The following is a 20,761-nucleotide window of genomic DNA, read 5'->3' as shown; positions in this document are numbered from 1 at the left end:
ACCTGACCAATATGGCCCAGGATTCGCTCTTTGAAACACCCGAAGCTTCAGACACCTCAGAACAAGCGGGAAATTCCGGCTCGGTAGGGTGGCGAAGCCCAAAAGCAGCTGATCAATATTTCCATCCGGGTGGGCATGCTCCATTAGCTGCGCGAATGCGGCCTCGTACCCTTGATGAAGTTGTCGGGCAGCAGCATCTTCTAGGACCTGGTCGGCCGCTGCGCAGACTTATTGAAGGTAGCGGAGAAGCCTCCGTCATTCTTTATGGGCCACCCGGAACTGGAAAAACTACGATCGCTTCGTTGATTTCTGCAGCAGCTGGTGATCGCTTTGTGGCGATGTCCGCGCTGTCCTCGGGGGTGAAGGAAGTTCGCTCGGTGATTGAACGGGCTCGCACGGACCTGCAATTGGGTCAAAAAACAGTGCTATTTATCGATGAGGTACACCGTTTCTCCAAAACTCAACAGGATGCACTGCTCTCTGCCGTCGAAAACCGGACGGTGTTGCTACTGGCGGCGACCACTGAAAATCCCTCATTCTCAGTGGTTGCGCCGTTACTGTCACGATCGCTGATCCTGCAGTTGGAGCCACTTACTGAAGAGGCAATCAAGACCCTGCTGGAAAGATCGCTTATCGACGAGCGCGGGCTCGCAGGGCGCATCACCGCCAGCGCGGAGGCAATCGATCAGCTGGTACTGCTTGCTGGTGGAGATGCTCGGCGCGGTCTTACCTATATTGAAGCAGCAGCAGAAGCTGTGGCTGATGGGGAAGAGCTTGATCTCACCACCGTTAAAGAAAACGTTAACCGCGCAATTGTGCGTTATGACCGTGATGGTGATCAGCACTATGACGTGGTGAGCGCCTGGATTAAGTCAATTAGAGGATCAGATGTTGATGCCGCTCTGCACTATCTAGCGCGCATGATCGATGCTGGTGAGGATCCTCGGTTTATCGCTCGACGATTGGTGGTGCATTCCAGTGAAGATATTGGGATGGCCGACCCAACGGCACTACAGGTAGCTGTTGCTGCAGCTCAAGCGGTTCAACTTATTGGTATGCCAGAAGCAAGAATCAATCTGGCTCAGGCCACCATTCATTTGGCGTTGGCACCAAAATCTAATGCGGTGATAATGGCAATGGATAGCGCCTTGACTGATATTAAACAAGGAAATATCGGTACGGTCCCAGCACACCTGCGTGATGGGCATTATGAGGGTGCAAAAAAGCTGGGGAATGCCGTGGGATATGTCTATCCGCATGATGATCCAAGGGGAGTGGTGCGCCAGGATTATCTGCCCGAAAACCTGCGGGACCGGGTGTATTATCAGCCCAGCGAACATGGTGGTGAGAAGCGAATTAGTGAGTTTATTGGCAGGCTGCGACGAATCATTCGGGGTGGCAAATAGCCCGGGTTGCTCATGAAGTAGACATGGCAGGTAAAGTTAACTCTTGTCCAAATAACGGCGTGCGATTTTGCGTGCGCTGAAACTATTCGAGAAGTTCTAAGGCAGGATACCGCTGTGCAGACCCATGAGATCAGGGAGCGCTTCACTAATCACTTCGTTAAGGCCGGTCACCAGGCTGTACCAAGCGCGTCGTTGATTCTCGATGACCCAAACCTGCTCTTTGTCAATGCAGGCATGGTTCCATTCAAGCCATATTTCCTTGGTCAGCAGACCCCACCTTTTGAAAATGGCACCGCTACCTCAATTCAGAAGTGCGTTCGTACTCTTGATATTGAAGAGGTTGGCATCACCACCCGCCACAACACCTTCTTCCAGATGGCCGGCAACTTCTCCTTTGGTCAGTACTTTAAGGAAGGTGCAATTACCCACGCCTGGACCTTGTTGACTGACAAGGTTGAAGATGGCGGTTATGGCCTTGATCCGGAGCGACTCTGGGTTACCGTCTACTTGGACGATGATGAGGCAGCCGAGATCTGGGAAAAGAAGATTGGTGTTCCTGCAGAGCGCATTCAGCGCCTCGGAATGGCTGATAACTACTGGTCCATGGGTATCCCTGGGCCTTGTGGACCTTGCTCTGAGATCTACTATGACCGTGGTGAGAAGTACGGTAAGGATGGCGGACCAGAAGCAGACGATAACCGCTACCTGGAGATCTGGAACCTGGTCTTCATGGAGAAGGAACGCGGCGCTGGTATCGGCAAGGATAACTTCGAGATCGTCGGCGACCTGCCAAAGAAGAATATCGATACCGGTATGGGTGTCGAGCGCGTAGCGTGCATCCTGCAGGGCGTGGAAAACGTCTATGAAACTGACCTTTTGCGTCCAGTTATCGAAGTAGCAGAAGCTCTGACCGGAACTACTTACGGTTCTGATAACACCGCTGACGTGCGTTTCCGCGTTATTGCTGATCACTCCCGTACCGGCATGATGCTTATTCTTGATGGAGTCACCCCGGGCAATGAGGGCCGTGGCTACATCCTGCGTCGTTTGCTGCGTCGTATTATTCGTTCTGCTCGTCTGCTGGGTGCAACCGGTGAGACCATGGAGCAATTCATGAACACCATCATGGACACCATGACTCCTTCTTACCCCGAAATCGCGCAGAACCGCGAGCGCATCCTCCGCGTTGCTATCACTGAAGAGCGTGCTTTCTTGAAGACTCTGGTCTCCGGCACTCACCTCTTTGAAGAGGCTGCCGAGAGCATTAAGGCTGCAGGTTCGGCCACCGTCGCAGGTGCACAGGCATTTGCGCTGCACGATACCTATGGATTCCCAATCGATTTGACCCTGGAAATGGCGGCAGAAGCTGGCCTCAAGGTTGACGTAGAGGGATTTGAAACCCTCATGGCGGAACAGCGCTCCCGCGCAAAGGCTGATAGCCAGGCTAAGAAGCACGGTCACGCAGATCTGTCTATCTACCGCGAGTGGGTGGACAATAACCCAACCGTATTCACCGGTTTCAGCGAGTTGGAGTCGGATTCCAAGGTATTGGGCTTGCTTTCTGAAGGCGTCAAGATCAATGAGGCTGCAGAAGGCCAAGAGGTTGAGGTCATTTTGGATCAGTCCCCACTTTATGCAGAGTCTGGTGGACAGCTGGGTGACCGCGGACAGATCCTCATGGGTGATACTGTGTTGGATGTCCAGGATGTGCAGAAGATCGGTAAGAAGCTGTGGGTCCACAAGGCAGTTGTGGCGAATGGCGGCCTTGCAGTTGGAGATAAGGTCGTTGCATCCGTCGATAAGCAATGGCGCCATGCGGCACGCCAGGCACACACCGCAACCCACCTGATCCATGCGGCGCTGCGTCAGGTCCTGGGGCCGACTGCAGTGCAGGCAGGTTCTATGAATAAGCCGGGCTACCTGCGCTTCGACTTTAACTACACAGAGCCACTCACCCCTGCGCAACTGGAGCAGATTCAGGTCATCACCAATGAAGCGGTGGATACCGACTGGCCCGTGCACACCATTGAGACCTCCCTGGAGGAAGCTAAGGCTATGGGTGCAATGGCGCTCTTCGGTGAAAACTACGGCAGCACTGTGCGCATGGTGGAAATCGGCGGACCATTCTCCATGGAGCTTTGTGGTGGTACCCACGTGTCACATTCTTCTCAGATTGGCCCAGTTGCGCTGCTTGGTGAGGCTTCGGTTGGTTCAGGCGTGCGTCGTATTGAGGCATACTCCGGTTTGAACTCCTTCAACTACCTCTCCAAGGAACGTGCACTGGCTGAAGGCTTGGCTAGCTCCCTGAAGGCTCCTTCCGAGGAACTTCCAGAACGCGTTGCTCAGCTGGTGGACAAGCTCAAGGCAGCAGAGAAGGAAATTGAGGCACTGCACCGTCAGCAGCTTATGGCTCAGACCGCTGATCTGTTGAATAATGCGCAGGATATTAAGGGTGTTAGCACCTTGTTGCTGCGTGTTAAGGATGGTACTTCCGCAGGCGATCTGCGCACCATCGCAACCAACTTGAAGGATAAGTTGGGTGCTCGTGAGGGCGTTTTGGTCTTGGCCTCCGCTGATGGCGACAAGGTTCCATTTGTGGTTGCTGCAACCAAGGCTGCTGTAGAGCGTGGCGCTCATTCCGGCAACTTGGTCAAGCTGGTTGGCGGCTACATTGATGGCCGTGGCGGTGGAAAGGCTGATTTGGCACAGGGCTCTGGCGCTAATATCGCTGGCCTGGAAGCCGGATTCGCTGCCGTTCGCGCAGAAATTGAAGGCCTCTAAGCTCATCTTTGAGCCTGGTTAAAACCGGGGTTCTCTTTCCAGAGGACCCCGGTTTTCTATATAGTTTTGATATTGGTTCTATATAGTTTTGATAAAGGCCACAGTTGCGTGAAAAAAGTTAAGGCTCGGCTGCGGGGTAAACTGAGAGTTTCTCAGCAAATCTTTGGCTCAACACATGCGGAAATAAACTTTCTGCTGCTGTGACCGGCTAAATTTGATGATGTGCCTTGGGACACAAGGTGGCGCCTTTAGATTGCATCTAGATTGCACCTAGCTCGAACCTAGCTCGCACCAAGTTAATAAATAAAAGGTTTTTTTAAAACAGAGTTTTCCAGAAAGGTAAACCGGACCCTTATGAAGGTGAATCCTGATACTCCCGGTGTGGATGACCCCGGTCTCGGCCGGCGACTTGGCGTGGATGTTGGCACCGTGCGGATTGGTGTAGCGGCATCTGATCGTGAAGCTCGTTTGGCAATGCCGGTGGAAACCATTAAGCGGGAAACTGGATTAAAGGGACCTGATCTGGCCGATGTTGACAGACTCCTGCAGCTGATTAAGGAATACTCTGTAGTCGAGGTGGTTGTTGGTTTGCCGACAGATCTCAAGGGCAATGGTTCGGCAAGTGTAAAGCAGGCTAAGGAAATTGCCTTTAGGGTTCGTCGTCGTTTAAAAAACGAGGGCATTCTCAGCGCCGAAGGCAAAGAAATTCCCGTTCGCCTCGGTGATGAACGCCTGACCACAGTGGTTGCCACACAAGCGTTGCGGTCTTCGGGAATCAGCGAAAAAGCGGGGCGCAAGGTTATCGACCAGGCTGCCGCGGTTGAGATTTTACAAACCTGGCTGGACGGACGCACAGCCAAATTAGAACCAGCCGATAGTACTTATTTAGAAAATAGCTCTGACGAGAAGGGAAACCTCCCAGGATGACAAATATCCGAAACCGCCGGATGGAACCTGTATATGTAAAGAGGCGTCAGCGTTTTATTGCTGTGGTTATTGCCGCGCTTATCTTGATTATCGGCGCCGTCATTTATATCGGTGTTGCAACCTCCAATAGGGGTGGGCAGGATTATCAAGGCGAGGGGAATGGCGTGACTCAGCTGGTGGAGATTCCTGAGGGTTCCTCAATTTCTGAGCTTGGTCCAGAGCTAGTGGAACGCGATATTGTGGCCACCAATGAGGCTTTCCAAACCGCGGCTAGTAATAACGCCAACGCCGGAAATGTGCAGCCAGGATTCTTCCGTTTGCAGGAGCAGATGAGTGCTGCCGCTGCGGTGGAGGCTTTGCTAAACCCTGATAACCAGGTGGATTTGCTTGATATCCACGGCGGTGCAACGTTGATGGATGTCACGGTGGTTGGTGGGGATACCCGCCAGGGAATCTATTCTCAGATTTCCGCGGTGACCTGTACTGAGGGCTCGGAAAATTGTATTAGCGTCGAGGATCTACAGCAGGTAGCTTCCACGGTTGATCCAGCAGTGCTGGGTGTTCCTGAGTGGGCTATTGCTGGGGTTGAAGCACGCGGTAATGATCCTAAGCGCCTCGAAGGCCTGATTATGCCGGGTCAGTATGTAGTTAATCCTTCTAATGATGCCCAGGGCATTTTGACTGATTTGATCACTCGTTCTGCTGCACAGTTGGCGGAGACTGATATTACGGGCCGTGCGCAGGCGATTGGTCTGACTCCTTATGAGTTGCTGACTGCTGCTTCCCTCATTGAGCGCGAGGCTCCTGCAGGCGATTTTGATAAGGTCGCACGCGTTATTTTGAACCGCTTGGCAGCACCGATGCAGCTGCAGTTCGATTCCACGGTGAACTATGGCCTGTCGGAGCAAGAAGTTGCTACCACTGATGAGGATCGCCAAACTGTGACCCCATGGAATACCTACGCGATGGATGGTCTGCCGCAGACTCCTATTGCTGCGGTTTCCACTGAGGCTTTGCAGGCAATGGAAAATCCTGCAGAGGGCAATTGGCTCTACTTTGTGACCATTGATACCGATGGCACGACTGTCTTTAATGAGACCTTTGAGCAGCACCAGGCAGATACCGAGCGCGCGCTAAACAGTGGCGTGCTGGATTCCAACCGCTAGATTCTAAACGCTAGATTCCAACCGCAGCAGGGAGCAAGAATTGGAGATCACCCACCGCGCCGCCGTTCTCGGTTTGCCCATTGAACATTCTCGTTCGCCCATTTTGCATAATTCCGGTTACCGCGCACTTGGTTTGGACCAGTGGGAATATGGTCGTTTTGAGTGCGAGGGCGAGCAGCTGGCAGCGCTGGTTGGTGCCGTGGATGGGAGCTACCGAGGCTTTTCGGTGACGATGCCGGCGAAATTTGCGGCGCTGAAGTTCGCAGATGAGGTTACAGAGCGTGCTCGTGCAATTGGGGCTGCGAATACCTTGGTGCGGACCGATAATGGGTGGCGGGCCGACAATACCGATGTTGACGGTATTAAGGGAGCTCTTAGTGAGCTCTTAGACGGCCAGGAACTCGTCGACAAGCATGCGGTGGTAATTGGCGGCGGTGGCACCGCCCGCCCAGCTATCTGGGCACTTTTAGAGGCGGGCGTGGCACATATTGCGGTGGTCAACCGTTCAGACCGCAGTGCCGAACTAGCCCCGCTTTTCGACGAAAAACCCACGGTTTTGGAATTTATTGGCTTTGACGGCGATATTGCAGCGGCAGTGTCGCAGGCAGCAGTGGTTATTTCCACGGTTCCTTCGGCAGGAATTGTCGGCTTAGAAAAGACGATCGCGCAGGCGCCGGTGCTTGATGTGATCTATGATCCGTGGCCCACACCTTTGGTGCAGGCAGCGCGCGCGGCCGGATTTCCCGCAGTCGGAGGCTATGTGATGTTGGCTTATCAATCTTTTGGACAATTTGAGCAATTTACCGGCCACGGGGCGCCGCGGGAAAGCATGCGCGCGGCTTTGGAAGAATCCTTAGGCCTGACGCCGGAAATGTAGCAGAATTTCCCCATCTACCTCATGCACTTTAACCTGGACGCCATAGACTGCCTCCAGGTTTTTTGCTGTAAAGACCTCAGCGGGAGTGCCCTGCGCTGTGATGTGGCCGTGGTCCAGCAAAATGAGCCGATCGCAATAAGCCGCCGCCAGGTTTAGATCATGGAGCACCACAACTGCGCTGGTGTCGAGCGTGCGTACCAGATGAAGCACCTCGTGCTGATAACGAATATCAAGGTGGTTGGTGGGCTCGTCAAGGAGGATATGGCTGGCTTCTTGTACTAAGGCGCGGGCGATGAGAACTCTTTGGCGTTCGCCACCGGACAGCTCGCCAAATTGTCGGGTGGCTAAGTGGAGGGCGCCCACCTTTTTTAGCGCTGCCTGCACTTTTTGTTGGTCATCTTTGCCGCTGGCAAGGAATCGCTGATAGGGCAGGCGACCGAGAAGAACCAGTTCGGCCACGGTCATGGCGAGCTCCGCGTGATGTTCTTGCACCACTACTGCCATTGTTTGCGCAATTTTCTTGCGGGGAATTTGCTGGAGGGCTGTGCCATCTAGCGTTACCTGGCCAGCATCGGTATTTAAAGCTCCATAAAGCGCGCGTAGCAAGGTTGTTTTGCCGCTGCCATTGGGGCCGATGAGTCCGAGAGTGCCGTGGTTTGGGACTTCAACAGAGACGCCATTGATTACCGGGTGAGTGTCAAAGGAGTGGTGCAGGTTTGTGGCAGTGATCATGGGTGCTCAGCTAGGAAATCCAGGATCTTTTCCAGGCCGTCTAGTGCTAGAGGGGAAGGAGGCTCGGCAAAGTTAAGGAAAAGCGGGAGGACGTGGCCAGAGTGTAGGGCCTGGAGAGCATCTGATCCCTGGAGATTGGCTACCTCTCGAATATGTGCAGCCGGATCACCTTCGCTGTGGAGCACAATAATATAGTCCGGATTTCGGGAAATTAGCTCCTCGGCGGTGATCTCAAAAACTCTTTCCGATTGATCTCCAAAAACATTATTTAGGCCAGCTGCTTCCACCAGCGGATTGGACATTGAGCCGCGCCCATAGGCATACATCACGCCTCCGCCGAGGGTGGGATAAACAATAGCCACGGTTTTATTTTCGGTTAAGGCCTGGGATTCAAGTTCTGCCAAACGCTGCTGGAGTGATGAAGTCAAGGCTGTGGCCTCGTCTTTGCGGTCAAAAATAGTGCCATAGGTATCAATTTGAGACCACACATCTGCAAAAGTGACGTCATGGTTAAGGCTGCCGCAAAAGGCCGGCTCATCAACCACCGGGATTTCGTTGCTGGCTAGCGTGGCGCGATTAATGGTGTCGGTTTCGCCGATAACTAAATCCGGTTGGGAGGCAACCACCACCTCCTTGGAAATCAGCACATGGCCGGTAGCATCCACTCGCTCACTAAGGCTGGGAATATTAGCTACCGTGCTGGCCAGAGGCTCTTGATAATAACCTGCCGGAAATGCCCCAGCTTTGGCAACTACTCGGTCCAACACACCGAGGCCATTAAGGGTGGGTACAGCTGCGCTATCCATCAGCACTACTTTTTCTGGCGCGCTGTCAAATGAAACGGTGGCCCCGCAGTTTTCTACAGTGATTGCTTTATCGCTAGTTTCTGCCGGCTTTGCACATGCGCTGAGCAGCAAACTACCGGCAAGTGCAGTAGCGAGAACAGATTTTTTCACGGAGTTTTATCCTTTCTAGGGTTAGGCTGCAGCCATTTTGCGCACCAGAATCAGCAGGAAAGGCGCTCCAACTAGGGCAGTGATAATACCAATGGGGATTTCTTGCGGGGCAAGTAAAGTGCGTGCCAAAATATCTGCCCAGATCAGCAAAATAGCGCCCAGAAGTGCAGCGATAGGGGCAAGCAGGCGGTGGGTTCCGCCTACAATTCGCCGTGCCAGGTGTGGTACAACAAGGCCAATAAAACCAATGCTGCCCGCCATAGCAACGATGGCGCCAACCAATAAACAGGCAATGAGCAAAAGTCCAAGGCGCAGGCGGTCAGGGGAGATGCCGAGGGTAAGTGCGGTTTCATCCCCGGACTTCAGCGCGTCAAGGTGCGGACCAAGCAGCATCACCGCGGCCAGTGATCCAGCCACCACAAGGGTGATTATGGCCAAAGGCCCATCCCAGGCGGCCAGCCCCAGCGAGCCCAGCAGCCAAAACATCACCGAGCGACTGCCCTCGGCAGAGCTCGAAGAAAAAATCAGGAAGCTGGTGGCTGCGGAAAGCAGATAACCTACGGCCATCCCGGACATTAATAAGCGTATCGACGACAACCTCCCCGCGGCGCGTGCAACACTAAAGATTAAGATGCTGGCGGCCAGCGCCCCCAGGAAGGCACTGCCCTGGAGAGCATAATCGCCAAAACCTGCACCGAGTCCAAATAGGAGGGCAGCAGCAGCCCCACAACTAGCACCGGAATTCACCCCCAAAACATATGGATCTGCCAGTACATTAAGCACAAGTACCTGCAGAATGACGCCGGACAGTGCAAGGCCTGCACCGATAGCGGTTGCTAAAACTACTCGCGGGGTGCGGATATCCCAGACAACGGCGTCATGAAGTTGAGCGTTATCCAGCCTGGTCAGCGGCATGCCAAATAGGTGGTGACCCAAGATAGATAAAGCTTGGGAAAGTGAAGTTTCTGAGGCGCCGATAAGAATTCCGAGCCCCATGCTTAAAGCTAGAATTACACCGAGGCACAGTGTCCACCAAAGGGCTTGGTGTTTTTGAGTATTAAGACCAAGCGCTGAAACATCGGGTTGTGCCTTGAGGAGCATGGAAAAACCTTAACACTCAAACAAGTAATTGACTATTAACGATGGGGTAGGACATGGCGGAGGAACAAGAACTTTTGAGTTTGGCGCAGCAATGGGCGCCACTTTTTAAGCTCATGGGTGATCGCACTCGGCTCAGCCTGCTTCTTGCCATGCACCACCGCGGACCTGGGGAAGCCACGGTCTCAGAGCTGGCAGAAACTGTTGGAGTGTCCCTTCCAACGGCTTCGGCTGCGTTGGTGAATTTGGCAGAGAATAATATTGTGGAATCTTTCAAAGAAGGCCGAGTTACTAGATATCGCTTAGTAGATGAGGCCACCCATAAGTTGCTGCATCATCTTGGGGGCACCCACGCCCATTCTTAAGCTGGGGTTGCGTCGCAAAGCAGGGAACCTGGGGGCCTAAAACGCAGTCAAACAGGGTATGGGGCACTTTATTTTCGCACTGTGGTGCGCGCTTTTGGTCTTTTGGGATCTGCGGTGGCGGCGGCTGCCGAACTGGCTAACATTATCCGGAGCGCTGTTTATAAATCTGTGGGCTGCGCTGCAGGATCCGTTGTGGATGGGCGGCGGATTGTTGTGGGCGGGGCTGTATTTTCTAACGGCGGTGCTCTTTGGCGGGATCGGCGGGGGAGATGTGAAATTTGCAGCAGGGTTGGGGACGGCCGTTTTTAGCTTGGGGGCAGAGGCCTTAGTGCTGGCAATTGTGGGATCATCATTAATTTCTGTCTTACTGGGTGGAATTCTTCGGGTGATGAAGGGTAGGCGAGGGGTGGTATATATTCCCCACGGACCAAGCATGTCCATTGCCTCTACCTGCGCTTATGTGATTTTTATGTGAGTTAGCGCGGGCTGTATGCGGCACAATCGCGGTTTCGTGCGATAATGCTAGGCATGCTTCGATGGACTACAGCTGGTGAATCCCATGGCCAGGCGTTAATCGCCACAGTTGAGCACATGCCTGCGGGCGTGCCCGTGACCAAGGATGAGGTTTCCTATCAATTGGCTCGCCGCCGACTTGGATATGGACGTGGCGCGCGCATGAAGTTTGAGCAGGATGAACTCACCTTCCTCACCGGAATTCGCCATGGCCTCACCTTGGGTAGTCCCATCGCCATTATGATCGGCAACTCTGAGTGGCCAAAGTGGACCACCATCATGTCTTCAGATGCGCTTGATATGTCTGATCCAGAAAATGTTGCTGCCATGTCTTCGGGACGCGGCGCCAAGCTCACCCGCCCCCGTCCTGGACATGCTGATTACGCTGGCATGCTGAAATACGGCTTTGATGACGCACGCAATGTGCTTGAGCGTTCTTCTGCCCGTGAAACTGCAGCTCGCGTAGCTGCTGCAACCGTGGCACGTTCCTTCCTGCGCGAGACCCTCGGCGTCGAGGTGCTCTCTCATGTCATTTCTATCGGGCGCTCTGCTCCTTATGAGGGCCCAAATCCACGCTTTGCCGATATTGAAAACATTGATAACTCCCCAGTGCGCGCCTTTGGCAAAGAAGCTGAGGAATCAATGATTGCGGAGATTGAAGCTGCTAAGAAAGCTGGCGATACTCTCGGTGGCATTGTGGAGGTAATCGTCGAGGGCCTGCCTATCGGTTTGGGATCCCACATTTCTGGCGAAGATCGCTTGGATGCGCAGATTGCCGCTGCATTGATGGGCATTCAGGCAATTAAGGGTGTTGAAATCGGCGATGGCTTTGAGGAAGCGCGTCGTCGTGGTTCTGAAGCCCACGATGAAATGTACCGCGATGAGGACGGCGTGCACCGTAGCAGTAACCGTGCAGGTGGCCTTGAAGGTGGCATGACCAATGGGGAAGCCCTGCGTGTTCGTGCTGCGATGAAGCCAATTTCTACTGTGCCGCGTGCTTTGAAGACTGTGGATATGTCAACCGGTGAAGCGGCCACTGGCATTCACCAGCGTTCTGATGTGTGCGCAGTTCCAGCCGCTGGCGTGGTTGCTGAAGCCATGGTTGCACTGGTGCTGGCGCGCGCTGTACTGCAAAAGTTCGGTGGCGATTCTCTCGCGGAAACCAAAAATAATATTGCCAGCTACGTTAAGGGACTTCAGGAGCGTATGGAGTTCTCTGATGAGCTCTAAAGAATCAGAACTCCCAGAGGTATCCGAGGCTCCAGGGGCACCGGAGGCACCGGAGGCACCGGAGTTTGCAAGCCAAAACTGTGGCGATCGCCCAATCGTGGTACTGATTGGGTTGCCGGGGGCTGGCAAGACCACCATTGGCCGTCGCCTGGCGCGCGCCCTGAATACCGAGCTGGTGGATTCTGATGAGCTAATTGAGCAAGCAACCGGCAAAGCTTGTGGTGCTGTATTTAGTGAACTGGGCGAACCAGCTTTCCGCGTGATGGAAGCTGAATATGTTGCCAAGGCTTTGGAGACCACCGGCGTGGTGAGCTTGGGCGGTGGGGCAGTGTTGACCGATTCTACCCGTGAGTTATTAAAGGATCATGAGGTGATCTGGATTGACGTACCGGTGGAGGAGGGCATTCGCCGAACTGCAGGTGAGCGTACTCGTCCCGTTTTACAGGCAGCCGATCCTGCGGAGCACTATCGTAATCTGGTGAAGGTACGTACGCCTTTGTATGAAGAGGTGGCAACTTTTCGATTGCGTACCAAGGATCGCAGCCCGCAGCAGGTAGTAGCTGCGGTATTGCATCATATTGAAAATCATTAATAAATATCGGGTGGTCGCGAGGTGTGCGTCCGCCCGATTTTGCTAAGAAATTTAAACACAGTAAAGGTTGTGCACTTGTGAATGCCCCGCAAATTTTCAACACCGTCCACGTTAATAGCGCCTCACCTTATGATGTGACCATTGGCGCTAACTTGGGTTCGCTCATCGTCGAGCGCATTAGCAACTCCGGTGCCGAGCAGGTCGCAATTGTGCACCAAGAGCCTCTCAATAGCATCGCTGAGCAGCTGGATCATGAGTTGCTGGCGCGTGGCCTTAAGGTTTTGCACCTCAATGTGCCAGATGCAGAAGCTGCCAAGACCTTAGAGGTTGCCGGTGCTTGTTGGGATCAGCTTGGCGACGCCGCATTCGGCCGCCGCGATATCGTCATTGGACTCGGTGGCGGGGCAGCAACGGACCTTGCAGGTTTTGTGGCAGCCGCATGGATGCGCGGGGTGAAGGTTATTCAGGTGCCAACCACTTTGTTGGCAATGGTTGATGCTGCCGTCGGTGGCAAGACCGGCATTAATACCGCAGCCGGCAAGAACTTGGTGGGTGCTTTCCACGAACCAGATGCAGTATTCATTGATACTGAGCGTCTGCAGACCCTGCCTGATGCAGAACTTATTGCTGGTTCTGCGGAGATTATTAAGACAGGCTTTATTGCCGATCCTGAAATCCTTGCGCTCTATGAATCAAACCCCCAGGCCTGCCTGCAAAAAGAAACTGAGGGTTCACATTTGCCTGAGTTGATTTGGCGTTCGGTGGCAGTCAAGGGTTCCGTGGTGGGCCAAGATCTTAAAGAATCCAACCTCCGTGAAATTCTTAATTATGGACACACCTTCGGCCATGCCGTGGAATTGCGCGAGCATTTCCAGTGGCGCCACGGCAATGCCGTTGCGGTGGGCATGATGTTTATCGCCAATCTTTCTCACAACCTGGGGCTTATCGACACCTCCCTGCTCGGGCGGCACCGTGCGATTCTGGAGTCCATCGGGCTGCCCACCACCTACGAAGGCGGTGCCTTCGAAGAACTTTATGAGGGCATGACCCGTGATAAGAAAAATCGCGATGGCAATATTCGCTTTGTAGCGCTAACTGATGTTGCCCAGGTAACCCGCATTGAGGGTCCTTCCCGCGAGGCGTTGATTGCTTCATATGAGGCTATCAGCGCAAAATAGGTATAAATGGTTTAAACAAAGGAGAGAAAATGGCTTTGGCAGATACCCGATTTGCAACTCGAAGGCGTGCGCTTGCTGCAAAGCTGGCAGCCCAGCGTATTGATTCAATTCTGGTGACCAGCCCCATCCACGTGCGTTATCTCAGCGGATTCACTGGTTCCAATGGAGCCTTGATTGTGAATAAGGATCTTTCCGCACAGATTTGCACCGATGGACGTTATACCACCCAAATTGCGGAAGAAGTGCCTGATATTGAGGCACTGATGGAACGTAACTCGGCCGTGGCGCTGTTGAGCCAGGTTGCAGGGCCGCGTCGTATAGCGTTTGAAGCTTCGCAAACCACCATCGCGGAACTTGATGCGCTCAAAGATGCGTTGCAAGAAGATGTCACTTTGGTGCCGGTAACTGGTGTGGTGGAGTCAATTCGCCTGCACAAGGACAATTTTGAGTTAGATCGCCTGCGTGAAGTTGCAGCTTTGGCATCCCAAGCTTTTGAGGATTTGTTGGCCGCCGGCGAGTTGGCCGAGGGACGCACCGAGCGTCAGGTCGCAGCAGATTTGGAATATCGCATGCGCATGCTTGGTGCCGAGCGCACCAGCTTTGACACCATCGTTGCTTCCGGTCTGAATTCCGCAAAGCCTCACCACAGCGCTGGAGACCGAGTACTTTCTCACGGCGATTTGGTGACTATTGATTTTGGTGCGCATTCTCGTGGTTTTAACTCCGATATGACCCGTACTTTGGTAATGGGTTCGGCGGGAGATTTTGAAGCTGAGATTTATGATGTGGTGCTGCGCGCCCAACTGGCTGGTGTGGAGGCCGCTTATGCTGGCACCCCGCTTGCTGATATTGATGCTGCGTGCCGTTCCATCATTGAAGATGCTGGATATGGTGAGTATTTTGTGCACTCCACCGGACACGGAATTGGTCTGGAAGTTCATGAGGCTCCGGGTGCTGCAAAAAATGCCCCTGGCGTTTTGGATGCCGGTTCTACCTTGACTATTGAGCCGGGAATTTATGTTCCAGGAAAGGGTGGTGTGCGCATCGAAGATACGCTGATCATCACCGAAGGTGCGCCGGAAATCATTACCAAAGTAAGCAAGGACCTTCGCATAGTGTAATCTGGGTGAGCTAAACAGTCTTTTTCCGCCCAGCCCTCGATTTGGGCCGCGGGAAAAGCGCTCACATCACGTTATCCATGAGGGAGATCACATCCGTGGCAACCACCGCTGATTTCAAGAACGGTCTTGTGCTCAAGATCGATGGCAAGCTCCAGCAGATCACCGAGTTCCAGCACGTCAAGCCAGGCAAGGGCCCAGCATTCGTACGCACCAAGCTGAAGGACGTTGTCTCCGGCAAGACCATTGACAAGACCTGGAACGCGGGCGTCAAGGTTGAGACCGCAACTGTTGACCGTCGCGACGTCACCTACCTTTACAATGATGGAACCTCCTACATTGTGATGGACGATAAGACCTTCGAGCAGTATGAGCTCAGCCCAGATGCTTTTGGTGACGCAGGCCGTTTCCTCTTGGAGAACATGCGCGTTCAGGTTTCCTTCCACGAGGGTGAAGCACTCTTCGGAGAGCTCCCAGTTTCTGTTGATCTGCGTGTTGAGCACACCGATCCAGGCCTGCAGGGTGACCGCTCCACCGGTGGCACCAAGCCGGCAACCTTGGAGACCGGCGCTGAAATTCAGGTCCCATTGTTCATCGAAACTGGTAACGTTCTCAAGGTTGATACCCGCGACGGTTCATACCTTTCCCGCGTGAACAGCTAAGATTCTTTTTAAAGATTCACCCGACACCCACGAGCCACATTTTTTAGTGTGGCTTGTACCTATTCTGACAGGAACTAAGAGAACTCAACGTGAGCGAGCGTCAACACGACTACAAGCGCCATGGATCCCGCTATAAGGCACGCAGGCGTGCGGTAGATATCCTTTTTGAAGCGGAATCCCGTGATGTTGATCCCGTGGCAATTATTGAAGACCGCCACAAGCTAGCCACCGCCATCGAGCCTGTTGTTGCCCCCGTAGCGGAGTACACCGAGGCAATTATCAATGGTGTGGCAGTTGAATTGGACACCATTGATGAGCTTCTAGAAGAGCATATCGCTGAGACTTGGACGCTGGGACGCTTGCCTTCTGTGGACCGCGCAATCTTGCGTGTGGCATGTTGGGAAATGATCTACAACTCTGATGTCCCTGTTACCACCGCCGTTGTTGAAGCTGTGGAGATTGCCTCCCAGTACTCAACCGACAATTCCAGCGCATATATCAATGCAACGCTGGATTCCATGGCGCATAAGGTAGAGGCACTGCGCGAACGCGCTCAAAATCCGCAGGCTGCTGCTGCACTTATGGATGATGAGGATGCCCCTGTTGCACCATGGGATGACTCCATTGATGAAGTCACTGAAGTCACTGAGGTTGCTGCAGAGGATGCACCTGAGCAAGCATAGGAATCGGGTTTAAAAGGAGGGGTTGCTACACCACATGGTGTAGCAACCCCTCCTTTTTGAATCGGCTAAGCCTGGCTCAGTTCGCCGGCGGCTTTGGCTACTGCGTCTTGAATTGCCAACACATGGTCGATGGCGGTTTTCAGGCTCGCAGACAGCTGCGCATTGTTAAGGCCGGCAGCAATGAGAATGTCCTTCTCCGCGCGGATGATGGCCTTTTCACTGCGGTCCACCACGACGGCCTTGGCCGCAAAGTTAAAGCAATTGACCTGGTTGCAGGCAAGGTGCCAAAGGGGATTGCCCTCGGAGACTGCGGTTTCGGTCGGGCGATCGGCGCGCACGATGAGCACGGATCCAATAACGGCGAACATGACGTTGGTGCCGTTGAGGTTTGCGCTGGCAACCTGCGCACCAGAGCTGTGATCATTGTTGACTAAAAGATCGATACCGAATTCCTTCATGATCAAAGCAACACGGTCGATAGTTACCGGAATAGGCGCGGTGTGATTAGTGCTCATGGTGGTCGTCCTTCCAGTCAACAAGGTCAGGGAATTGCTCTTCCAACCACTCAAAGCAGTGCACGGTGGCGTCAATGGAGCTCATCACAAAAGAGCCAACCTGATTGTGGCTAAGACCCTGGGAGGTGGTGATATTGCGCAGCGCGTTGATGGCTAGGGTGCCTTCATCAAGTTCAAAAAAGCGCAGGGTGGGGGCAAACTGGGTGAGGTTCCACTCATTGGTGGCGGCGAGCACGGCTGCGGCTTGCTCGGTGGTGGGGGCGCCGCGCCACATGGCTTCCATGGTGAGGGTGCCATCTACGTTGATAAAACTAATCGCGGCGTTGACAAAGCCGGTTCGAATAACGGTGGAGTCACTTACTTCTTCAATTCGATAATCAAGTTTTTCATCTTGAAGAATAGTGACCACCATGTCGAGGCTAAAGTCCTCGACAAGCTGAGATGAGGTGGCATCAGGCACTGGGAGTTTCAGTCCTTCCAAAAACGGGTTTTATTACTTGCCACCACACTACAGATACCGAACTTAGTCATTGCGCTTCCGTCGGAAATTAAGGATTGAGGACAGGATGCTTTGCTCAATCTGCTCGGGATCTACCAGATTCGACTCAGTTGGAGCAGCACGCTTTAAGGCTTTGCGGGCAGCCTTTTGATCGGCGCGTTCCTGTTTACGTTCGGCTTCGATCTCTAATTGCTGGGCGGCGTCGGCAAGCTTTTCAAGGCCCAATTCATGGGCAATCGCAGCAGCAATATCGGTATAACGGAAGCTATGGCCAAGTTCCTGCAACTTTGCAGGCGCCGTGCGCTGATCAGCCAAAGCCAATTCCTCCGCGCCCTGGCTGCCCAGCAAAATCTTCGGCCCCAGCGAAGGGATCTGCAAAAACGCCGGACGGTGCAAACTACTGGCCAAAACCTTGGTCATCTCCGCATTGGACACCGGGTTGGGCGCAACCGCGTTGACCGGACCACTAATTTGCTTATCGACGATGGCTCGGTAGTAGATATCAGTGAGGTCGTCCAGGGCAATCCAGCTAAACCACGAGGTTCCATCACCAAACTTGCCACCCAGTCCAGTAGAGAACAAGGTTTTGAGCAAGGGCAACATGCCCCCGCCGCCGCTGAGCGCGACACCGGTGCGGATTAATGCCACCCGCTTGCCAGCTGCGCTGGCAGGGGTAGTGGCTGCTTCCCATTCACGGCATACCTGCGCCAGGAAATCATCGCCGGAAGTAGAGGATTCATCAAGAATCTCGTCACCGCGGTCGTGGCCATAAAAACCAATTGCTGAGGCAGAGATTAGAGCGGTGCAGGATGGGGAAGTGGCTACCAATTCCGCTAATAACCTGGTTGGTTCGGTGCGGGACTGAGAGATGGCTTCTTTATGAGATTCGTTAAAGCGTCCAAAGATTGGTTCGCCGGCAAGATGCACGAGAACGTCAATACCTTCAAGGAGATCTGTTGCCGGGCTTTGGGGGTTCCAGAGTCTTTGTCCAGGTTTAGGATCTTTGCGCACTAATTGAATGACTTCATGGCCACCAGTCTGGAGCTGTGCCATAAGGGCACGGCCCACCAGCCCGCGTGACCCCGTCAGCGCAATCCTGCGGGGGGCGCCGTCGAAAAGCGCTTTGGTGCTGTTAAGGAAGGTGAGATCTTTAAGAAGTTGATTTTGGCGGTAGGCGAACATACCGGTGAGTGTGTTTGCTGGTAGGCGAGTGCTCACCGAATCAGTGATGAGAGTGCCGCCGTCTTGATCAATGAAGTTATGGACGTGGCGCCAATTGGCAAGTGCTTTGACGGGAGCGGTGAGGCAGACGTCGGTAAAGCGGGTGCCGGCCATATAACCGGAGAGATCATGGCGCGCCACCCATTTAAGCCCGGCCGGCAAACTGAAGATGGTGGTGCCATCTGCTAGACGCGAGGCCTGAGCGATGGGGGTAAGCGGAACAAAAGGAGGGGTTAGACGCGCGACGGCACCCTTGCGAGTATGCCAATCCCACACCTCTTCGCGGGGAAAAGGGATAAAATGGCTGGTGGTAAGACTCACAGGTGCTTCTCCCAATCGGTGGATTTTGGTTCCGGCTTGAACAACCGGGGTGCCCTACATCAAACAATTATGACAGTTTTGGCTGCCATGATGTAGCATCAGCTTTAGCATTTTGGTGACGCTGGGTTTTCCACTTCACGTTGCACCACTGCTATCACGTTTTTCAGGGCGTTGGTTAAAGATCATAGTCAGCTTATGAGAACGCGGTGTGGCAGGTGTAAAGAGAGTGGGTAGCTTGAAAGCACCACTTTGTGCCATGATTTTTAGGTAATAACCATCTCGGTGGTTGTTGCAGAATTTAATGCAAATTTCGACATCCTTTAAAGGACCGCACAGAGAGGCGGGGAAGGAGGTCACGATGAGCGAAGGTTTAAGCACTGAGTTGGAACTCCTTAATGGAGACGACGTCAGTCGCACAATCGCACGCATCGCGCACCAGATTATAGAAAAGACCGCGCTTGATTCAGCAGGCGCGGATCGGGTCATGCTGCTAGGAATCCCCTCAGGTGGAGTCCCGCTGGCCCTCAGGCTCGCCGAAAAAATCGAAGAGTTCTCCGGTGTGCGTATCGCCACCGGCGCCATTGACATCACCCTTTATCGTGATGATCTGCGCAATAAACCACACCGCGCACTGCAGGCTACCTCAATTCCCCAAGGTGGAATTGATAATGCCACCGTCATCCTGGTTGATGATGTACTTTTCTCCGGCCGTACCATTCGCGCTGCTCTTGATGCACTGCGCGATGTCGGACGCCCCAGCAATGTGCAGCTAGCCGTGCTGGTTGATCGCGGTCACCGCCAACTACCTATTCGCGCCGACTATGTGGGCAAAAACTTGCCAACTGCGCGCGCTGAAGATGTTTCTGTGCTGCTTAAAGAAATTGACGGTCGCGATGCCGTGACCCTGACCCGTCTGACCGAAGGGGAAAACTAAATGAAGCACCTCCTCTCTATTGCGGATCTTTCCCGCGATGAGATCACTGGCCTTTTGGATGAGGCAGATCGTTTTAAGGAGGTGCTGGAGGGCAGGGAAGTAAAGAAGCTGCCGACCTTGCGTGGTCGCACCATCTTCACACTTTTTTATGAAAACTCCACCCGCACCCGCTCATCCTTTGAGACCGCAGGCAAGTGGATGAGTGCAGATGTGATCAACATTTCCGCTTCTTCCTCCAGCGTGAAAAAGGGCGAATCCCTTAAAGACACCGGCCTAACCCTTACCGCCATCGGTGCAGACGCCATTATTATGCGCCACCCTGCATCAGGTGCAGCCCAGCAATTAGCCGAGTATGTGGCTCCCGGTGGACATGGCCCCAGTGTGATCAACGCCGGCGATGGTGCACACCAGCACCCAACCCAGGCTTTGCTTGACGCACTGACCATTCGCCAGCGTTTGGGTCGCATCGAAGGTCTTAAAGTTGTCGTCGTTGGCGACTGTCTGCACTCCCGCGTAGTGCGCTCCAATGTGGATCTGCTGTCCAAGCTGGGCGCTGAGGTTGTTCTGGTGGCTCCTCCAACTCTGCTGCCAATGGGTGTAGAAAACTGGCCAGTGCGCTTCTCCTATGACATGGATGCGGAAATTGCTGACGCCGATGTAGTCATGATGTTGCGCGTGCAGCAGGAACGTATGCAGGGCGGATTTTTCCCATCTCACCGCGAATACGCCACTTTTTATGGCATGTCCAAGGCCCGCGAAGCTCGCCTCAAAGATTCTGCGATCATTATGCACCCCGGCCCAATGCTGCGCGGCATGGAAATCAATTTCGCGGTGGCAGATGCTCCACGTACTGCAGTATTGCAGCAGGTTAATAACGGTGTTCATATGCGCATGGCAGTACTTTTTGCGCTCGTTGCTGGCGTAGACGCCACTATCTAATCCACTCACTGGTCTGACCAGGCTGGCCTGTATGACCGGAATGGCCAG

The 20,761-nt window shown here is 53.8% G+C and carries 21 protein-coding genes; 15 read left to right on the top strand and 6 right to left on the bottom strand.

The window, feature by feature from the left end; translation table 11 throughout:
* The first annotated feature begins 11 nt into the window (after positions 1-11).
* The 5 genes from H924_RS07805 to H924_RS07785 all read left to right on the top strand — a co-directional run bounded on the left by H924_RS07805 (position 12) and on the right by H924_RS07785 (position 7,157).
* A complete protein-coding gene (locus tag H924_RS07805) occupies positions 12-1,406 on the top strand; it encodes a replication-associated recombination protein A (protein WP_015651419.1) in 1,395 nt (464 codons plus the stop codon).
* A gap of 114 nt (positions 1,407-1,520) precedes the next feature.
* Positions 1,521-4,187, top strand: coding sequence for an alanine--tRNA ligase (gene alaS, locus H924_RS07800; protein ID WP_015651418.1), 2,667 nt, complete (start codon positions 1,521-1,523; stop codon positions 4,185-4,187).
* A 354-nt stretch (positions 4,188-4,541) separates the two neighbouring features.
* Complete coding sequence (ruvX, locus tag H924_RS07795; RefSeq protein ID WP_015651417.1) at positions 4,542-5,114, top strand: Holliday junction resolvase RuvX; 573 nt, start codon at positions 4,542-4,544, stop codon at positions 5,112-5,114.
* A complete protein-coding gene (mltG, locus tag H924_RS07790; protein ID WP_015651416.1) occupies positions 5,111-6,280 on the top strand; it encodes an endolytic transglycosylase MltG in 1,170 nt (389 codons plus the stop codon). The genes ruvX and mltG overlap by 4 nt, the downstream gene beginning before the upstream one ends.
* Positions 6,281-6,320: 40 nt before the next feature.
* Positions 6,321-7,157: a shikimate dehydrogenase gene (locus H924_RS07785; RefSeq protein ID WP_015651415.1), complete on the top strand. Its 837-nt coding sequence runs from the start codon at positions 6,321-6,323 to the stop codon at positions 7,155-7,157.
* Here the strand turns inward: H924_RS07785 and H924_RS07780 are convergent.
* Genes H924_RS07780 through H924_RS07770 form a run of 3 tightly spaced genes read right to left on the bottom strand, consistent with a single transcriptional unit; the run spans position 7,134 to position 9,946 of the window.
* Positions 7,134-7,889, bottom strand: coding sequence for an ABC transporter ATP-binding protein (locus tag H924_RS07780; RefSeq protein ID WP_015651414.1), 756 nt, complete (start codon positions 7,887-7,889; stop codon positions 7,134-7,136). The genes H924_RS07785 and H924_RS07780 overlap by 24 nt on opposite strands.
* Complete coding sequence (locus tag H924_RS07775) at positions 7,886-8,845, bottom strand: ABC transporter substrate-binding protein (RefSeq protein WP_015651413.1); 960 nt, start codon at positions 8,843-8,845, stop codon at positions 7,886-7,888. Before H924_RS07775 ends, H924_RS07780 begins: the two co-directional genes overlap by 4 nt.
* 21 nt (positions 8,846-8,866) lie before the next feature.
* Positions 8,867-9,946: a FecCD family ABC transporter permease gene (locus H924_RS07770; protein ID WP_015651412.1), complete on the bottom strand. Its 1,080-nt coding sequence runs from the start codon at positions 9,944-9,946 to the stop codon at positions 8,867-8,869.
* Between the two features lie 53 nt (positions 9,947-9,999).
* Between H924_RS07770 and H924_RS07765 the strand changes: the two genes are divergently transcribed.
* The 8 genes from H924_RS07765 to nusB all read left to right on the top strand — a co-directional run bounded on the left by H924_RS07765 (position 10,000) and on the right by nusB (position 16,284).
* Positions 10,000-10,308: an ArsR/SmtB family transcription factor gene (locus tag H924_RS07765; RefSeq protein ID WP_015651411.1), complete on the top strand. Its 309-nt coding sequence runs from the start codon at positions 10,000-10,002 to the stop codon at positions 10,306-10,308.
* 58 nt (positions 10,309-10,366) lie between these two features.
* Complete coding sequence (locus H924_RS07760) at positions 10,367-10,783, top strand: prepilin peptidase (protein ID WP_015651410.1); 417 nt, start codon at positions 10,367-10,369, stop codon at positions 10,781-10,783.
* Between the two features lie 53 nt (positions 10,784-10,836).
* Positions 10,837-12,051: a chorismate synthase gene (aroC, locus tag H924_RS07755; protein ID WP_211208097.1), complete on the top strand. Its 1,215-nt coding sequence runs from the start codon at positions 10,837-10,839 to the stop codon at positions 12,049-12,051.
* Positions 12,041-12,643, top strand: coding sequence for a shikimate kinase (locus tag H924_RS07750; RefSeq protein ID WP_015651408.1), 603 nt, complete (start codon positions 12,041-12,043; stop codon positions 12,641-12,643). Before aroC ends, H924_RS07750 begins: the two co-directional genes overlap by 11 nt.
* Positions 12,644-12,720: 77 nt before the next feature.
* Complete coding sequence (aroB, locus tag H924_RS07745) at positions 12,721-13,821, top strand: 3-dehydroquinate synthase (RefSeq protein ID WP_015651407.1); 1,101 nt, start codon at positions 12,721-12,723, stop codon at positions 13,819-13,821.
* 29 nt (positions 13,822-13,850) lie between these two features.
* Positions 13,851-14,942 carry an aminopeptidase P family protein gene (locus H924_RS07740; protein WP_015651406.1) on the top strand — a complete coding sequence of 364 codons (1,092 nt, stop codon included), beginning with the start codon at positions 13,851-13,853 and terminating at the stop codon, positions 14,940-14,942.
* Positions 14,943-15,037: 95 nt separating this feature from the next.
* The gene (gene efp, locus H924_RS07735; RefSeq protein ID WP_015651405.1) at positions 15,038-15,601 is read left to right on the top strand and encodes an elongation factor P; all 564 of its coding nucleotides are present in this window, start codon (positions 15,038-15,040) and stop codon (positions 15,599-15,601) included.
* 89 nt (positions 15,602-15,690) lie between these two features.
* A complete protein-coding gene (nusB, locus tag H924_RS07730) occupies positions 15,691-16,284 on the top strand; it encodes a transcription antitermination factor NusB (protein ID WP_015651404.1) in 594 nt (197 codons plus the stop codon).
* A gap of 65 nt (positions 16,285-16,349) precedes the next feature.
* Here nusB and H924_RS07725 read toward each other — a convergent pair whose 3' ends face one another.
* The 3 genes from H924_RS07725 to H924_RS07715 all read right to left on the bottom strand — a co-directional run bounded on the left by H924_RS07725 (position 16,350) and on the right by H924_RS07715 (position 18,840).
* Positions 16,350-16,799 carry a YbjN domain-containing protein gene (locus H924_RS07725; RefSeq protein ID WP_015651403.1) on the bottom strand — a complete coding sequence of 150 codons (450 nt, stop codon included), beginning with the start codon at positions 16,797-16,799 and terminating at the stop codon, positions 16,350-16,352.
* Entirely contained in the window at positions 16,789-17,211 is a 423-nt protein-coding gene (locus H924_RS07720) for a YbjN domain-containing protein (protein WP_042392955.1), read from the bottom strand. Before H924_RS07720 ends, H924_RS07725 begins: the two co-directional genes overlap by 11 nt.
* Positions 17,212-17,322: 111 nt before the next feature.
* The gene (locus H924_RS07715; RefSeq protein ID WP_015651401.1) at positions 17,323-18,840 is read right to left on the bottom strand and encodes a TIGR01777 family oxidoreductase; all 1,518 of its coding nucleotides are present in this window, start codon (positions 18,838-18,840) and stop codon (positions 17,323-17,325) included.
* A gap of 358 nt (positions 18,841-19,198) precedes the next feature.
* On the opposite strand from H924_RS07715, the gene pyrR reads away from it, so the two are divergent.
* Both pyrR and H924_RS07700 read left to right on the top strand, forming a co-directional pair.
* A complete protein-coding gene (gene pyrR, locus H924_RS07705) occupies positions 19,199-19,774 on the top strand; it encodes a bifunctional pyr operon transcriptional regulator/uracil phosphoribosyltransferase PyrR (RefSeq protein WP_015651400.1) in 576 nt (191 codons plus the stop codon).
* Entirely contained in the window at positions 19,775-20,713 is a 939-nt protein-coding gene (locus tag H924_RS07700; protein ID WP_015651399.1) for an aspartate carbamoyltransferase catalytic subunit, read from the top strand. It abuts the gene before it with no gap.
* Positions 20,714-20,761: the final 48 nt, after the last annotated feature.

The organism is Corynebacterium callunae DSM 20147 (assembly GCF_000344785.1).
Lineage (GTDB): Bacteria > Actinomycetota > Actinomycetes > Mycobacteriales > Mycobacteriaceae > Corynebacterium > Corynebacterium callunae.
The sequence above is the reverse complement of the archived record's forward strand: the minus strand, read 5'-3'. Positions and strand labels throughout refer to the sequence as shown.

Excerpts from the sequence above, each read along its gene's own strand:
- H924_RS07805 (WP_015651419.1), top strand. The coding sequence starts at position 12 with ATGGCCCAGGATTCGCTCTTTGAAACACCCGAAGCTTCAGACACCTCA.
- ruvX (WP_015651417.1), top strand. The coding sequence starts at position 4,542 with ATGAAGGTGAATCCTGATACTCCCGGTGTGGATGACCCCGGTCTCGGC.
- mltG (WP_015651416.1), top strand. The coding sequence starts at position 5,111 with ATGACAAATATCCGAAACCGCCGGATGGAACCTGTATATGTAAAGAGG.
- H924_RS07780 (WP_015651414.1), bottom strand. The coding sequence starts at position 7,889 with ATGATCACTGCCACAAACCTGCACCACTCCTTTGACACTCACCCGGTA.
- H924_RS07770 (WP_015651412.1), bottom strand. The coding sequence starts at position 9,946 with ATGCTCCTCAAGGCACAACCCGATGTTTCAGCGCTTGGTCTTAATACT.
- H924_RS07765 (WP_015651411.1), top strand. The coding sequence starts at position 10,000 with ATGGCGGAGGAACAAGAACTTTTGAGTTTGGCGCAGCAATGGGCGCCA.
- H924_RS07760 (WP_015651410.1), top strand. The coding sequence starts at position 10,367 with ATGGGGCACTTTATTTTCGCACTGTGGTGCGCGCTTTTGGTCTTTTGG.
- aroC (WP_211208097.1), top strand. The coding sequence starts at position 10,837 with ATGCTTCGATGGACTACAGCTGGTGAATCCCATGGCCAGGCGTTAATC.
- H924_RS07750 (WP_015651408.1), top strand. The coding sequence starts at position 12,041 with ATGAGCTCTAAAGAATCAGAACTCCCAGAGGTATCCGAGGCTCCAGGG.
- H924_RS07740 (WP_015651406.1), top strand. The coding sequence starts at position 13,851 with ATGGCTTTGGCAGATACCCGATTTGCAACTCGAAGGCGTGCGCTTGCT.
- H924_RS07725 (WP_015651403.1), bottom strand. The coding sequence starts at position 16,799 with ATGAGCACTAATCACACCGCGCCTATTCCGGTAACTATCGACCGTGTT.
- H924_RS07720 (WP_042392955.1), bottom strand. The coding sequence starts at position 17,211 with ATGGTGGTCACTATTCTTCAAGATGAAAAACTTGATTATCGAATTGAA.
- pyrR (WP_015651400.1), top strand. The coding sequence starts at position 19,199 with ATGAGCGAAGGTTTAAGCACTGAGTTGGAACTCCTTAATGGAGACGAC.
- H924_RS07700 (WP_015651399.1), top strand. The coding sequence starts at position 19,775 with ATGAAGCACCTCCTCTCTATTGCGGATCTTTCCCGCGATGAGATCACT.